Annotated in this window: 11 protein-coding genes; 5 read left to right on the forward strand and 6 right to left on the reverse strand. The window is 71.9% G+C overall.

The features are described 5' to 3' along the window. Window positions 1-27: 27 nt before the first annotated feature. A complete protein-coding gene (locus tag ACZ5WE_RS01055) occupies window positions 28-1,389 on the reverse strand; it encodes an amidohydrolase (RefSeq protein WP_467690053.1) in 1,362 nt (453 codons plus the stop codon). Between the two features lie 106 nt (window positions 1,390-1,495). Between ACZ5WE_RS01055 and ACZ5WE_RS01060 the strand changes: the two genes are divergently transcribed. Beyond that, window positions 1,496-2,452 (forward strand): endonuclease/exonuclease/phosphatase family protein, encoded by a 957-nt coding sequence (locus tag ACZ5WE_RS01060; RefSeq protein WP_467690051.1) that lies wholly within the window; start codon window positions 1,496-1,498, stop codon window positions 2,450-2,452. Between the two features lie 28 nt (window positions 2,453-2,480). Here ACZ5WE_RS01060 and ACZ5WE_RS01065 read toward each other — a convergent pair whose 3' ends face one another. Next, the gene (locus ACZ5WE_RS01065; protein ID WP_467690050.1) at window positions 2,481-3,560 is read right to left on the reverse strand and encodes a phosphatidylinositol-specific phospholipase C domain-containing protein; all 1,080 of its coding nucleotides are present in this window, start codon (window positions 3,558-3,560) and stop codon (window positions 2,481-2,483) included. A 267-nt stretch (window positions 3,561-3,827) separates the two neighbouring features. Between ACZ5WE_RS01065 and ACZ5WE_RS01070 the strand changes: the two genes are divergently transcribed. Continuing rightward, complete coding sequence (locus tag ACZ5WE_RS01070) at window positions 3,828-4,313, forward strand: DUF3574 domain-containing protein (protein WP_467690048.1); 486 nt, start codon at window positions 3,828-3,830, stop codon at window positions 4,311-4,313. A 68-nt stretch (window positions 4,314-4,381) separates the two neighbouring features. Here ACZ5WE_RS01070 and ACZ5WE_RS01075 read toward each other — a convergent pair whose 3' ends face one another. Beyond that, complete coding sequence (locus tag ACZ5WE_RS01075) at window positions 4,382-6,295, reverse strand: FUSC family protein (protein WP_467690046.1); 1,914 nt, start codon at window positions 6,293-6,295, stop codon at window positions 4,382-4,384. 148 nt (window positions 6,296-6,443) lie between these two features. Next, entirely contained in the window at window positions 6,444-7,337 is an 894-nt protein-coding gene (locus tag ACZ5WE_RS01080; protein WP_467690044.1) for an NAD(P)-dependent oxidoreductase, read from the reverse strand. Between the two features lie 142 nt (window positions 7,338-7,479). Here ACZ5WE_RS01080 and ACZ5WE_RS01085 point away from each other — a divergent pair, with 142 nt between their 5' ends. Both ACZ5WE_RS01085 and ACZ5WE_RS01090 read left to right on the forward strand, forming a co-directional pair. Beyond that, on the forward strand, window positions 7,480-7,836 hold the full coding sequence (locus ACZ5WE_RS01085) for a winged helix-turn-helix transcriptional regulator (protein WP_467690043.1): 357 nt from the start codon (window positions 7,480-7,482) through the stop codon (window positions 7,834-7,836). A 65-nt stretch (window positions 7,837-7,901) separates the two neighbouring features. Continuing rightward, window positions 7,902-8,528, forward strand: a complete 627-nt coding sequence (locus ACZ5WE_RS01090) for a DUF4291 domain-containing protein (protein ID WP_467690041.1) — start codon at window positions 7,902-7,904, stop codon at window positions 8,526-8,528. Between the two features lie 15 nt (window positions 8,529-8,543). On the opposite strand, the gene ACZ5WE_RS01095 is transcribed toward ACZ5WE_RS01090, so the two are convergent. Together ACZ5WE_RS01095 and ACZ5WE_RS01100 are read right to left on the reverse strand one after the other, a co-directional pair. After that, window positions 8,544-9,824, reverse strand: coding sequence for an SWIM zinc finger family protein (locus ACZ5WE_RS01095; protein ID WP_467690039.1), 1,281 nt, complete (start codon window positions 9,822-9,824; stop codon window positions 8,544-8,546). A gap of 41 nt (window positions 9,825-9,865) precedes the next feature. Next, complete coding sequence (locus tag ACZ5WE_RS01100; RefSeq protein ID WP_467690370.1) at window positions 9,866-12,925, reverse strand: DEAD/DEAH box helicase; 3,060 nt, start codon at window positions 12,923-12,925, stop codon at window positions 9,866-9,868. A gap of 198 nt (window positions 12,926-13,123) precedes the next feature. On the opposite strand from ACZ5WE_RS01100, the gene ACZ5WE_RS01105 reads away from it, so the two are divergent. After that, a complete protein-coding gene (locus ACZ5WE_RS01105; protein WP_467690038.1) occupies window positions 13,124-14,080 on the forward strand; it encodes a metallophosphoesterase family protein in 957 nt (318 codons plus the stop codon). The last annotated feature ends 2 nt before the right edge of the window (window positions 14,081-14,082 follow it).

The following is a 14,082-nucleotide window of genomic DNA, read 5'->3' on the forward strand; positions in this document are numbered from 1 at the left end:
CCCGGGCCCGTTTTCGGCCCCCGCATCTCAGCCCTCGTAGTCCTGGATCCGCTTTCCGTGGCTGCGGTCGACAAGGGCGGGCAGTTCGGCGCCCAACTCCGCCACGATTGACGGCACATCGAGGGTCAGGAGGCGACGGTCGCGCATCAGGATCCGCCCGTCGACGATCGTCGTGGTGACGTCCGACGAGCGTGCGCTGTGCACGAGCGTGGCCGCGAGGTCGTGCACGGGCTGGGTGTGCGGCCCGTCGAGGCCGACGAGGACGATGTCGGCGCGGCGGCCCGGCGCGAGGCTGCCGATCTCGTCGCCGAGGCCGACGGCTCGCGCGCTCTGCAGTGTGGCGTGGTCGAGTGCCTGGCGCGCGGTCAGCCAGGCCGGGTCGCGCTCGGTGGACTTCTGCACGAGTGCGGTGAGCGTCATGGACTCCCAGACGTCCAGGGTGTTGTTCGACGCGGCTCCGTCGGTGGCGAGGCCGACGGGGATGCCGGTCTCGCGCAGCGCGCGCACGGGCGTGGTGTCCCAGCCGAACTTGAGGTAGCCGCGCGGCGCGGAGGCCACCGCGACGCGTCCCGTGGCCCGGCGCAGCACGGGCAGGTCACGGTCGAGGATGCCGGTGCCGTGCGCGATGAGGACGTCGACGTCGAGCAGGCCGGTGCGGTGCAGGATCTCGATGGGGGTGTGGCCGTGCCGGTCCAGGCTGTTGTCGGTCTGGGCGCGGTTCTCGGAGGCGTGCTGATGGACCATGAGGCCGTGTTCGCGGGCGAGCTCGGCGGTCGCGGCGAGGTCCGCGTCGTCGACGGTGTACGGGGCGTGCGGGGCGAGCGAGGTGGTGATGCGGCCGTCGGCGACGCCGCGCTGCCGCAGCGCGAACTCCAGCGACGCGGCGCGGCCATCAGGCCCCTGCGAGGAGAAGAAGGCCGCGCCGAGGTTGGCGCGCAGACCGCTCTCGGTGACGACGTCGGCGACGGTGTCCATCGCGAAGTAGTGGTCGGCGAAGGTCGTCACGCCGCCCCGGATCATCTCCGCGCACGCCAGCCGGGCGCCGAGCCCGACGACGCGCTCGGTCAGGTTGGACTCGATGGGCCAGATCCAGTCGTTGAACCACTCGTGCGCCGGCAGATCCTCCGCGATGCCGCGCAGGGCCACCATCGGCGTGTGCGTATGGCAGTTGATCAGGCCGGGCAGGGCCGCCTGACCGCGTGCGTCGATGTGCTCGGCGGCCTGCAGCCCGGCGACCTCGGGGGTGGTGGTGACGGCGTCGATGCGGCCGTCGCGTACGACGATGGCCGCGTCGTCGAGGAACCCGGTCAGGCCATCGGCGTCGTGGACGAGGGCCGTGCAGCCCGTGATGACGAGATCGGCGGGGCCGTGCGCGGGAGGCGGCGTCATCTCTTCAAGGTACGGGGAGTGCGCATCCCGTGCCCTGTCGCGTCGCCGGTTTCGCGAGCACGCTGACGTCAACTCACACACCACGCGAGAACAGTTGGAGCCCGCCATGCTCGTCGGCACTTGGAACCTGGAGAACCTCTACCGGCCCGGCGGCAAGTTCGGGCCCAAGGACAAGGCCGCCTACGAGGCGAAGCTGGCCTCGCTCGCGGCGACGATCAGGGCGCTGAACCCGAGCGTGCTCGGTGTGCAGGAGGTCGGCGACCCGGAGGCCCTCACGGATCTGGCCGGGATGCTGGAGGGCACCTGGCACACCACGCTCTCGGAGCACGCGGACGAGCGCGGCACCCGCGTCGGCTTCCTCAGCCAACTGCCGGTCTCGGTCACCGCCGACGAGGACCGCTTCCCCGGGCCGCTCGGCCCGGTGCAGGTCAGCGACTCGGGCAAGCCGGTGGCGCGGGCGGGGCGCGGGGTGCTCGCGGTGACGGTGTCGACGCGCGCCTTCTTCTTCGACGCGGTGGTGTGCCATCTGAAGTCGAAGCTGCTGTCGTTCGGCGGTGGCCGGTTCCAGCCGCGGGACGAGGGCGAGCGGGCCCGCTTCGGGGCGTACGCCCTGTACCGGCGTTCGGCGGAGGCCACGCTGGTGCGCTCCCTGGCCGGCCGTCTCCTGAAGGGTGACGGCGGTCAACACGATGTCGTGGTGCTCGGCGACCTGAACGACGAGGTGTCCGCTGCGACGACCCAGATCCTGCTCGGTCCGCCCGGCTCCGAGATCGGCACCCCCGGATTCGACAAGCCGGACAAGGGCGACGCGCAGCGGCTGTGGAACGTGGCCCCGCGCATCCCCGCCGAGCAGCGCTACTCCCGTATCCACGCGGGGCGCCGCGAGCTGATCGACCACGTCCTGGTGAGCCGCGGCCTGCTGGACCTGGTCACGGCGGCGGGCACGGGTGTGCCCGGCTCGACGGCCACCGCGCTGCCGTCGGTGCAGGACGGGGATCCGGCGGAGCGGAGGAACGCGAGCGGCTCGGACCACGCGCCGGTGTGGATACGGATCGAACGCTAGGGACAGGGCCCACGGGTCCCGTGTCCGCCTAGCCGCGCGGGACCACCGTCGACAGGACGCCCGGCAGCGGGTACCAGTCCGACGACACGATGCTGGCGTGGCCCCGCGCGAGCAGGGCCACGCGGTCGCGGGCCTGCGCCTCGGTGGGGTTCACGGAGTCGATGGCCGGGGCGACGTTGTGGGCGTCGGACATGACGACCAGATAGCGCCGGTCGGCGTACCACTTGGTGTCGATGGTGCCGCCCGCGTAGGCGGACGCGTCGCCGTCGAACAGCACGAACCAGGGCCGGATCGCCGCGTCCGTGTACCGTCCGCGCGGGTCGCCCGCCTCGGCGCCGAGCACGGCGGGGAAGGCGGCGGCCTCACCGAGGCGCCCGGCCGCCTCGAGGTCGCGCAGATGGGTGGCGTACTCGCGGTCGGTCCACAGGGTGTCGGCCGGGTTGCCCTGTTCGACGGTGCCGGGGATGAGCTCGACGATGAACTTGCCCGCGAGGGCACTCCGCAGGGGCCAGCCGTCACTTCGTACGGCGTCGTCGAGGGTGGCGTGCCCTGCGGTGAGCTGGCCGGGGCGGTAGACCGCGTCGCCGAGCCTGCTCTTGAGGAGGGCGTCGAGGTCGGCGGGCCCGCGGCCGTTCCTCCCCTGGAAGCCGTCCTTCAGCTCCATCTTGATCAGGATGGGACGGTGTCCGGGGTGGGCGTCGTGCCAGCTCTTCATGTCCGCGAGACATCCGGCGAGGGTCTGGTTGCGCGGCTTGGTGCGCAGTTCGGCCGGGGTCGCGGCGTTCTCGCAGTTGTTGTCGTTCCCGACCGGGTTGCTGTGCGAGACCCGCCAGCCGCTGCCGAACACATTGGTCCACACGTCGAGTTCGAGCATCCCGGCGCCGGAGTCGAGCGCGTCGGCGAAGTACGGGTACTTCGCCTTCTCGTAGGCGTTGTGGACGCCGACGCCGGTGGTGGCCGCGTACGGCGACCGCGGCGCCGGATCGTCGGCGACCGAGGCGGCGCCCGCGGTGCCGGCCGTGCCGCTCGCGGAGCCCGCGGTGCCGAACGCCAGTGCGCCCGCCGCCGCGACCGCCATGGCAAGACCTGCTCCAGTACGTGCCTTCATGCCGGCCATCCCCTCCACCGCTTCGGTCAAGTCCTGCGAAACGTATGGGAGTTGTGTGTCGCATGGGAAGACGGCGACTTACGGGCGGGGACAGGGGAGGGGAGAGATATCCAGCCGTACGGCCGCACGGGAGGGGGCACGGGGTGTGGCGTGTCGGCTACCGTCTGCGCCCGATATGGATCAAGTTATGGACCACGTTGTGGACCACGTTGTGGATCACGTTGTGGACCACGTTGTGGATCAAGCCACGCAGAGAAAGGGACCCCCATGCCTCTCGCCCTCTCCCGCATCTCCCGCACCCGCCTCGCCGTGACCGCGGCCGTCGCCACGGTCCTCGCGGTCGGCGCCCCGGCCGCGTACGCCTCGTTCGACACGGACACGCGCGCGCCCGGCACGACCACCACGTCGCAGGTGTCCCGCGGCCAGGCGTACGCCGAGACCCGTCTCCTCTTCGGGACCGAACGCCCCGACGGCGGCCCCGATGTGACGGACAAGCAGTTCATGAGGTTCATCGACGTCGAGGTGACGCCGTCGTTCCCCGACGGGCTCACGGTGCAGGACGGCCGCGGCCAGTGGCGGGACTCGAACGGCAGGATCGAGCGTGAGCGTTCGTACGAGCTGATCCTGCTGTACCGGACGTCGCGGGCGCACAAGCTCGACGCGGCGATCGAGGACATCCGCGAGGACTACGTGCGGAAGTACGAGCAGGATTCGGTGGCGCGGCTCGACGACAAGGTGCGCGTCGACTTCTGAGATGCGCGTCGACTTCTGCGGTACGCGTCGACTTCAGAGGCGCGCGCCGGGCCCTGGGCCCGGCGTACTCACGCCACCGCGGTGAGCTCCACGAGCAACGCGTCGATGCGCTCCGCGTGCCGCCGCGGCAGGCGTCCCGTGTCGTCGACGTGCACCGCGCAGGCGGTCGTGGTGTCGACGAGGTGTTCGAGGGTGGCCGCCACCCGCTCCGATCCCTCGGAGTGCTTCGCCAGGGTGGGGAGTTCGGCGGCCGCCAGGTCGATCGCGGCGCGTGCCTCGGCCAGCGTCCGGTAGGCCTCGCGCCGCAGGGCCCAGCGGGCGGCGCGGTGGTCCGCGCCCGCGGGACCGCCGTCACCGGCGCCGCTCAGGACATGGCGCAGATACGCGTGCGCACAGGCGCGGGCAGCCAGGATCCGGTCCTGTACGCGGCCGCCGCGCTGCACCGGCCAGGGCAGATGCCCGACGAGCAGGACGATCCCGCAGGCGAGCAGGGTCTCGCCGATCCGCCCCCAGGAGGCCTGCGGCTCCCCGCCCACCATGACGAGGGCGAGCACGAGGACGGTGACGACGGCGGTCTGGGCGGCGAAGTGCCGGGTGGCCACGGGGATCAGCGCCCCGCACACGGCGACGACGGTGACGAGCCCGGCGGGCCGTGACAGCAGGGCGGCGATCCCCGCGAAAAGGACGGCACCCAGGACGGTGCCGAGAGCACGGCACAGGACGCGTGACGCCAGCGGCCCGAGGTCGGGCTTGACCAGGAAGACAGCGGTGGCGGGCAGCCAGTACCAGTGCGGGTGGTGCAGGGCCTGCGCGACCGCGGCGCTCGCCCCGAAGCAGAGCGCGACCCGCACGCCGTACTCGCGCCCGCCGGGACCGGCCGCGGTCCGCAGTACGTCGACGGGGCGCCGGCGTCGCGCGTGCGGGGGCCCGGTCGTGCTGTCGCTGCCGCTGTCGAAGGCTTCGGCGGCGTGCAGCAGCGCGTCGTCGAGGGCGCGCAACCCGGCGCCGGAGCGGGCGGGCGCGGGAAGCGGTCCGCCGGGGACGCCGTCGCGGACGGCGGCGGCGAGGCGGCGCGGCCCTTCTCCCGTACGCGCCGGGAGCGGCTCACCGGTCCAGGCGAGCGCGGTCGCCGCCTCACCGAGCGGCAGCGCGGCGAGGTACTGCGCGTGCAGCCGCCGCTCGGCCGCCGAACCGGCGTGCCTGCGCAGGCGCGGCCCGGAGAGGGCGTCCTGGGCTTGGTCGAGCGCGGCGGTGAGTGCTGCTCGGCGGGTGGTGGAGTGGGGGGATCCGACTGCGTCAAGAAGCTCGGCGACGGCCTCGTAGACGGCGGAGACGGCGGCGCGTTCGCCGTCGAGGCGAAAAGCCCCGGCAACTCCCTTGCGACTCTTGTGCCCCTTGCGACCCTTGCGATGCTTGCGACTGTCGGGCGACGGCAGCGTGAGCCGCAGCACGATCAGCCAGGCGGCCCCGGCGACAAAGAACAGCGCCCGCTGCCAGCCGGGCTCGGGCGATGGCATGCCCGCCCCGATGGCGGCGGCGACGAGCAGCTGCGTGCCACCGGCGGAGGCGACGGGCCCGAGAGCGCTGAAGGCTCCGGCGAACAGACCGAGGACGGCGAACAGCACAGGGAGCAGACTGGGCCCTCCGGCGACTCCGGCGACGTACGCCCCGAAGACGAGCCCGCCGGCCCCAGCGAGCGCGGGCACCCCGAGCCGCCGCACGGCTGCGCGCCGGCTCCCCGGCCGGTCGTTGATCCCGGCCAGCATGGCCCCGAGCGCGGCCACCACCCCCACGGAGACCCGCCCCGCGACCACGCCCACGCCCAGCAACGGCCCCGCGGCCGCGGCACCCCGCAACACGGCATGCCACGGCACGGGACCACGCTGCGTACGCAGGGCGTGGCCGAGCCAGGGCGGAAGGGACACTGCGCGCGGAAAGGCTGCTCGCGGGATCACCGGGCTCACCGTTGTTCCTGTCGTCATCGGGACGGGCATGGACGGGTACGTGCCGCCGGACGACGTCGGCCTGGGCTTGTGATCAACCGTAAGGGGTGTTCCTGGAGAGAAAGGGACGCGAGCGTTTCCGCAATGTGACGTTCTCGCGGACGCCGCGGCGGGTGGGCGTGCCCGGCTAGGCGATCTGCCCCGGCCGCTTCCTGAGTACCTCCACAAGCGCCGAGATGCTGTGGTCGCGGTGGCCGTCGGCGACCGCGCGTCGCAGCAGTTCGTTCATGGGCTCGTGCCAGGAGAGGTCGATGCCCGCTTCCGCGCCCGTCTGATGCTCGTAGCCGATGGCGTCGTGGAAGAGGCCGACCGACGAGGCGGGTTCGGTGTAGTCGCCGGAGTCGATCTCGCTCGCCAGGGTGGGCAGGATGGAGGCGATCATCTCAAGCCACTTCACGGTGTACCGCACCATCGTGCGCGCTTCCAGGCCGCGCGCGGTGATGAGGGCTGCACCTTCGAAGAAGCCCAGGAGGGCGGGCAGCAGAGTGGCGCCGACGGCTGACTCGTACAGAGCTGCGAGGTCCACGTCGGTGCCGAGGTGGACGGTGTCGCCGCCCAGCACGCACAGGGTCGCCGCGTGCTCGTCGAAGACGGCCTTGTCGCCGCTGTAGTAGAGCAGCGTGTCCGGCTTTCCCACGGCCGCGGGTACGTTCTTCACCGCGCCGTCGAGGAACCGGGCCCCGCGCGCGGCGGCCCAGGCGGCCATCTCACGCGCGCCGGCCGGGGTTCCGCTGTTCAGGGTGACGAGAGTACGCCCGGCCAGCGCGGCGGAGGCGGGCTCCAGGCTCTCGATCGTGGCGTCATACGTGGAGAGGCACGCGATGACCAAGGGACTGGCGGCCACGGCGTCCGCGATCGACGCCTCATGGACGGCCCCCTTGGCGACGAGCGGCGCGGCTCTCCCGGGGCTTCGGTTCCACACGGTGGTGGGATGCCCGGCGCCGATGAAGGCCTCGGCAAGCGCGCTGCCCATGGAGCCAAGTCCGATGAGGGTCACGGGGGTTGGAGTGAGAGCGGGCATGAGTGACTCCAGTCCGGAGTGAGTATGTTCGGGGACGTGTTCCATGCTGGGCCGACACACACATTCCGACAAGTACCTACAATTCTGTTAGGTACCCACAGTTTTGTAAGTACCAAAGAGGACCCCTCGGGGATGGGGTGGGATGAGATGGGACGGGACGGGAATGCCGGCGAAGAAGCGGACCTACACGTGCGGCCTCGACGCCGCCATCGACATCATGGGCGGCAAATGGAAGGGCCTGATCCTCTTCGCCATCCACGAAGGCCCTCTACGCTTCGGCGAGTTGAGGCGAGCCGTGCCCGGCATCAGCGAACGGATACTGATCCTCCAGCTGCGGGAGCTGGAGAACAGCGGCCTGGTGCACCGCGAGGTCTTCCACCAGGTCCCGCCGAAGGTGGAGTACTCCTTGACGGCGTTCGGCCAGTCGCTCAACACGGCGATGGCGCCGCTCGGGGAGTGGGGCGAGGAGCACATGGGGCGAATCGAGTCGATTCCGTGAGCCTGTGAATCCCCCCGCCGACAATTCGCTGGCGAGCGGAGGCCCGCGAACCACAAGCTGACCCCATGAACCGCACCACGACCGACGACGCCACCACTACCGCCCCACCCGGCCACCAGATCCGCGCCCTGCACACGGAGTCGACGGTCACCGTCTACCAGGCGTACGCCGCAGAGATCGGCGAGCCCGCAGCCCGCACCGGCCGCTTTCCCGCCGCCTGGAAGCGGGACCGCATGACATGGATCAAGCCGTCCTTCCTGTGGATGATGTACCGCTGCGGCTGGGCCACGAAGGAAGGCCAGGGGACCGTGCTCGCGGTGGAGATCACCCGCGAGGGCTTCGAATGGGCGCTTCGTCACGCTTGCCTGTCGCACTACGCGCCCGGTGTCCATGCCGACCAGGCCGCCTGGAAACGGGAGTTGAGGCGCTCCCCCACTCGCGTCCAGTGGGACCCGGAACGCGACCTCCGGCTCAACCCGCTGCCGCACCGCTCCCTCCAGTTGGGCCTGGCGGGAGCTGCCGCGCGCCGTTACGCGGACGAGTGGACGGTCTCGATCACGGACGTCACCGACCGGGCCCGAGCCACGCACGAGCGGGTACGCGCCCAGGACCTGGAATCGGCGGCGGCCCTGCTTCCCGCGGAACGGCCCTACCCCACCCCCGACGCCCTGCTGGCTCACTTGCGCGCGTGAGGTGGCGTCACGCCCTTACGGACCGATCGCCGTACTGAGCGCCCCCACCGGATCCCCATCCGCCTCCCCCTCCGGCCACCAGTCGCCCCGCCCCGGCTCGCTTCGGTACGGGTACCAGCGGCCGTCTCGGCCGAAGCGGAGCTGCAATGAGCCTTTCGCGTCGGTGAGTTGGTTTCGGTGGATTGTCATGCGAGGGAGGTCGGCTGCGATCAGTGCGCCTCTCGCTCTGTCGAAGGGGCCCGCCGGGGGGTCCCATGGGGATTCCAGGATCGCCAGGCCCTCCTCGCCGCCCTGGCGCCAGGCCGCCGCCGCGCGGGCGAGGTCTGCGGGGGTGTGGTTCACCGCCCTTGCCAGTTCGGTGAATTGGCGGCTGAACGTGCGGCGGCCCGTCAGGCCGGGGTGGGAGGCGGCCAGGCGTACCGCGTCGTGCCAGGGGTCGACAGCGGGGAACGGGTCCGTGCCGGTGGTCAGGTGTGCGTGGGCCCGCGATGCCGTGTCCGTGGCCAGGAACTCCAGGGATGTGGGGCTGGGGGCGCCGGGGAGGGAGGGGAGGAGCGGGGGTTCGCCCGGGTGGGGCGGGGGTGGGAGCGGGGCCGGGAGCGGTGGGCGGTACTCCGTGGCCAGGATGTCCCGGGCCAGGGTTCCGGGGAAGGATGTGCCGGTCGCGCCTGCCGTGGCAGCGGCGGACTGCTCGCGGGCCGCCTGGTGCGCGTTGCGCTGGGCCAGCTCGTCCAGGAGCGCCTGCTCGTCCCCGCCTCGCAGGAGGAGGAGTACGAAGGGGTCGGCGTCCAGCAGTCTGGCCGTCTGGTACGTGAGGGCTGCCGCGTGTTTGCACGGACGGCCGTGGTCAGGGCAGGTGCAGGACGGGACCAAGTCGCCTGCGCCCGGAAGGAGTTGGATCCCCGATCGCCCCGCCGCGTCCACCAGCGCGTGCGGCATGTCCTTGTCCAGGAGCGCCGCGATGTGCGCGGGTTCCGTGGCCACCGCGTCCAGGAAGCTGTCCCAGTCCTCCGGCGCGAGGGTGCGCATGCGGATCTCGGCGCGGTAGGGGCGGGGGCGACTGCCGTGTACGTAGGCCACGATGCGGCCGGGCGCGACGGTGATCGTGTCCACGTGCCCCTCGCGGGCGTATGCCCGCCCACGGGCGAGTCGTCCCGCATCGAGCGACGTACCTTCCAGCGCGTCGATCCATGCGTTTCCCCACCAGGAGGTGGCGAACGGCGCCTGGGGGCCGGGGTGTTGCGGGAGCGGGGGGAACACGCGGCTGGCGCCGGTGGCGCGACTGGCGGGGGTCATGCCAGTGCCACCCGCGCCGCGGCCCCCGGCCCGCCCGCCCCTCACGACGCCCTCCGCAGCGACACCAGGTCCGCCAGGTCCGCATCCGACAGCTCCGTGAGTGCCGACTCGCCGCCCTCGCCCAGTACCGCGTCCGCCAACGCCTGTTTCGCAGCCAGGAGTTCGGCGATGCGGTCCTCCACCGTGCCCTCCGTGATCAGGCGGTGGACCTGGACCGGCTGGGTCTGGCCGATGCGGTAGGCGCGGTCCGTGGCCTGTTCCTCCACTGCCGGGTTCCACCAGCGGTCGTAGTGGATGACGTGGCCCGCTCGGGTGAGGTTCAGGCCCGTGCCCGCCGCCTTGAGAGAGAGGAGGAACACCGGGGCCTCGCCCGACTGGAAGCGGTCCACCATTTCCTCCCGCCGAGCGACCGGCGTACCCCCGTGCAGGAGTTGGGTGCCGATACCGCGCCGCGACAGGTGCGATTCGAGGAGGCGAGCCATCTCCACGTACTGCGTGAAGACAAGGACCGCGCCGTCCTCCGCCAGGATCGTGTCGAGGAGTTCGTCGAGCAGCTCCAGTTTTCCCGAGCGGGCGCGGCCCCCGCGTGTCGCGATCTCGCCGTCCTTCAGGTACTGCGCCGGGTGGTTGCAGATCTGCTTCAGCGCCATCAGGAGCTTCATCACCAGGCCCCGCCGCGCGATGCCCTCGGACGCCTCGATGCGGGCCAGCGTCTCGCGTACGACCGCTTCGTAGAGCGACGCCTGTTCGCGGGTGAGCGTGACCGGGTGGTCCGTCTCCGTTTTCGGGGGCAGTTCCGGGGCGACGCCCGGATCGGACTTCTTGCGGCGCAGGAGGAACGGGCGGACCAGGCGGGCGAGGCGGGCGATCGCCTCGTCGTTCTCGGCGGTCTCACCACCCTCCACCAGTCGGGCGTGGCGCGCGCGGAACGCCTTGAGCGGGCCGAGGAGACCGGGTGTCGTCCAGTCGAGCAGCGCCCAGAGTTCGGAGAGGTTGTTCTCCACCGGGGTGCCGGTGAGGGCCACTCGCGCCGGGGAGGGGATCGTGCGCAGCGCCTTCGCCGTCGCCGCGTGCGGGTTCTTGACGTGCTGCGCCTCGTCCGCGACCACCAACCCCCAGGCATGGGCGGCCAGTTCGGGCGCGCTCGTACGCATCGTCCCGTACGTCGTCAGGACGAAGCCGCCCTCCAGATCGCCGGCCAGGCTGCGGCCCGCGCCGTGGAAGCGGCGCACCGGTACCCCTGGCGCGAACCTCTCGATCTCCCGCTGCCAGTTGCCGAGCAGCGACGCCGGGCAGACCACCAGCGTCGGCTCCGGCCGGTCGCGGTGCAGATGGAGGGCGATCAGTGTGACCGTCTTGCCGAGGCCCATGTCGTCGGCGAGACAGCCGCCGAGGCCAAGCGACGTCATCCGGTCCAGCCAGGCAAGCCCCCGCAGCTGATAGTCGCGGAGGGTGGCGGCGAGCGCTCGGGGCGGCGTGATGGGCCGCAGGTCGTCGGTCAGGCGTTCCCGCAGCAGGGCCAGGGCTCCGACCGGGACCGCCTCGACGTGCTCGCCCTCCGCCTCCGCCGCTCCTGTCAGCGCGACGGACAGCGCGTCCACCGGGTCCAAAAGTCCCAGGTCCCTTTTGCGTGCCTTGCGTACGAGTTCGGGGTCGACCAGAACCCACTGGTCACGGAGGCGTACCACCGGGCGGTGCGCCTCAGCCAGGATGTCCATCTCCGCCTCGGTGAGCGGCCCCCCGGCGCCGCCCCCTTCCTCCTCACCCGAGCCGAGCGCCAACTGCCAGCGGAATTCCAGCAGTTGCTCGGTCTTGAAGAAGTCGAAGTTGTCGGCCGCCGTGCCGGGTGCGGGGCGTACGACAGCGGTCGCCGTCAGGCCGCGCGTCAGCTCGCGGGGCCAGTGCACGGCCACCCCCGCCGCGCTGAGCCTGGTCGCCGCCGCACCGAGCAGTTCGTACAACTCCCCCTCGCTCAACGGCAGTACATCGGGCCGCGGCCGTTCCAGGAGGCGGGCCAGCGGCGGCCATACGCGGGCCGCACGCCGTACCGCGAGCAGTGTGTCCACGCGCGCACGGGGGCCGAAGTGGTCGACCCCGGACCAGAGTTGGGCGGCGTCCGCCACGAGGGTCGGGTCGGCGAGGCTGTGCACCTGCACGACGGCCGCCGCGGGGCTGGCCACGCCCTCATGTGAGCCGGCCGAGGAGCCCGCCGGTGAGCCCGCCGGTGAGCCGACCGGGGCGCCCTCCGGCGAGCCGCCCGCGCTCTCGCCGATACCCCCCGCCCCCGTCAGCCCACCGTCAGGTACGTCGTCCGCCGCCCCGTCGAACACCTCGTGCGCCCGCAGATCGAGCCGCAGCGAGACCCGCACCCCGGCATCCATCCCGGCCGCCACTTCCGCGGCCCACTCCCGCGCGCCCGGCAGCCGCTGCGGCTCCCGCGCCGCGAAGGGCGTGCCGACCGCGTGCGCGGCGGCGGGCGTACGCGGCAGGGTGTCCACGACCGCGTCGACGAAGGCTCTGACCAGGGCGAGCGGCTCGGGGAGCAGGAGGGGCCCACGACCGGGCAGCGGTACGGCGTGCGCCTCGGCCGGCATCGCGGAGGCGATCGCCCGCAGCTGCGTGACGTCGGCGGCGTCCAGCGGCCCGGCCCGCCACGCGTCGAGGTCACCGCCGGTCAGGCCGGGCAGCAGCCTGCCCCGCGCGGCGAGGTGCAGGGCGTGCCGGGCCGCGGCGGCCCAGCAGGCCACCGCGGGGTGTGCGGGCGCGGCGCGCAGCAGGAGCGGGAGGGCGTCCGCCACGGGCAGGATCAGCGCGGGGACGGTACGCGTACGGACGCCCTTGCCGTACGGGCGTACGACGGCGATCTCACCGTCGACGGCGCCGGGCGGACCGTCCTCACCGGGCAGCCCCTCCGCGTCGACCCCGCCCCCGGGCCCCCTCCCCTCAGGTGCCCAGAAAGCGACCCGCCCCTCCCTGGGCACCTCGGCCGGAAGGAAAACAGCAGCACAGGACCGCACGAGCTCCGCGGACCGCCGCCCCTCCTCCGAAAGGACGGCAGCGGTGGCACCCGTGGCCGCGGCAACCCCCGCCCTCACGTTCACCACCTCGCTCACCCTCGGTCACTCGTACGTCATTCCCGCACGCCAGCCTAGGGCAGCTGTCCCGAAGTGAGCGCTGGTAGGAAACTTTCCTAACAATAGTCTGCCGAGGTCATTGACCCGCACATGACATCCCGACAAGATGCCTGCGAATGGCCTCCGCACCGTTCACGGCCCCCCAAGCCGATCCAGGAGACGGACATGTCGCCCACCCCCCGCGCCATGAACTCCCGCACGAGCAAGGCACGTTGGCTCATCCCTCTGGCAGCAGGCGCCTCGCTCGCGCTCGTCGGCGGGGTCCTCATCTGGTCCCCTGCCGGTGAGGCCGACGCCGCACCCGGTGGCACGCAGACGAAAGCGGCCTTCACCGCGGTGGCCGCCGGAGACATCGCCGAACAGTGCACATCGGACGAGAGTGGCTGCGCACACCCCAAGACCGCCGCGCTCGTCGAGAGGCTCAACCCCTCCTTCGTCCTGACGATGGGCGACAACCAGTACGACGACGCCAGGCTGCGGGACTTCGAGGAGTACTACGACACCAGCTGGGGCGCGTTCAAGGACAAGACGCGTCCGGTGCCGGGCAACCACGAGACGTACGACCCGGCGGGTGCCCTGAAGGGCTACAAGTCCTACTTCGGCAGCGTCGCCTACCCCAAGGGCGAGAGCTACTACAGCTACGACAAGGACAACTGGCACTTCATCGCCCTGGACTCCAACAGCTTCGACGACCAGGCGCAGATCGACTGGCTCAAGGCCGACCTCGCCGCCAACTCCAGGAAGTGCGTGGCCGCTTACTGGCACCATCCCCTCTTCTCCTCGGGCGAGCACGGCAACAACCCGGTCAGCAGGCCCGTCTGGAAGCTCCTTCACGCCAACAAGGCCGAGCTCGTCATGAACGGCCACGATCACCACTACGAGCGGTTCGCTCCGCAGAACCCGGACGGGAGGGCCGACGCCGACGGCATCGTCGAGCTGCTCGGCGGCATGGGCGGCGCCAATCCGTACAAGATCGAGGAAGTCCAGCCCAACAGCCAGAAGCGGATCACCAAGACCTACGGCGTGGTGAAGCTGAACTTCACCGACACCGGCTTCTCCTGGAACCTCGTCGGTACGGACGGCGCGACGAAGGACACCAGCCCGTCCTACCAGTGCCGATGAGC

The sequence above is a fragment of the Streptomyces sp. NPDC033180 genome, from assembly GCF_055577645.1.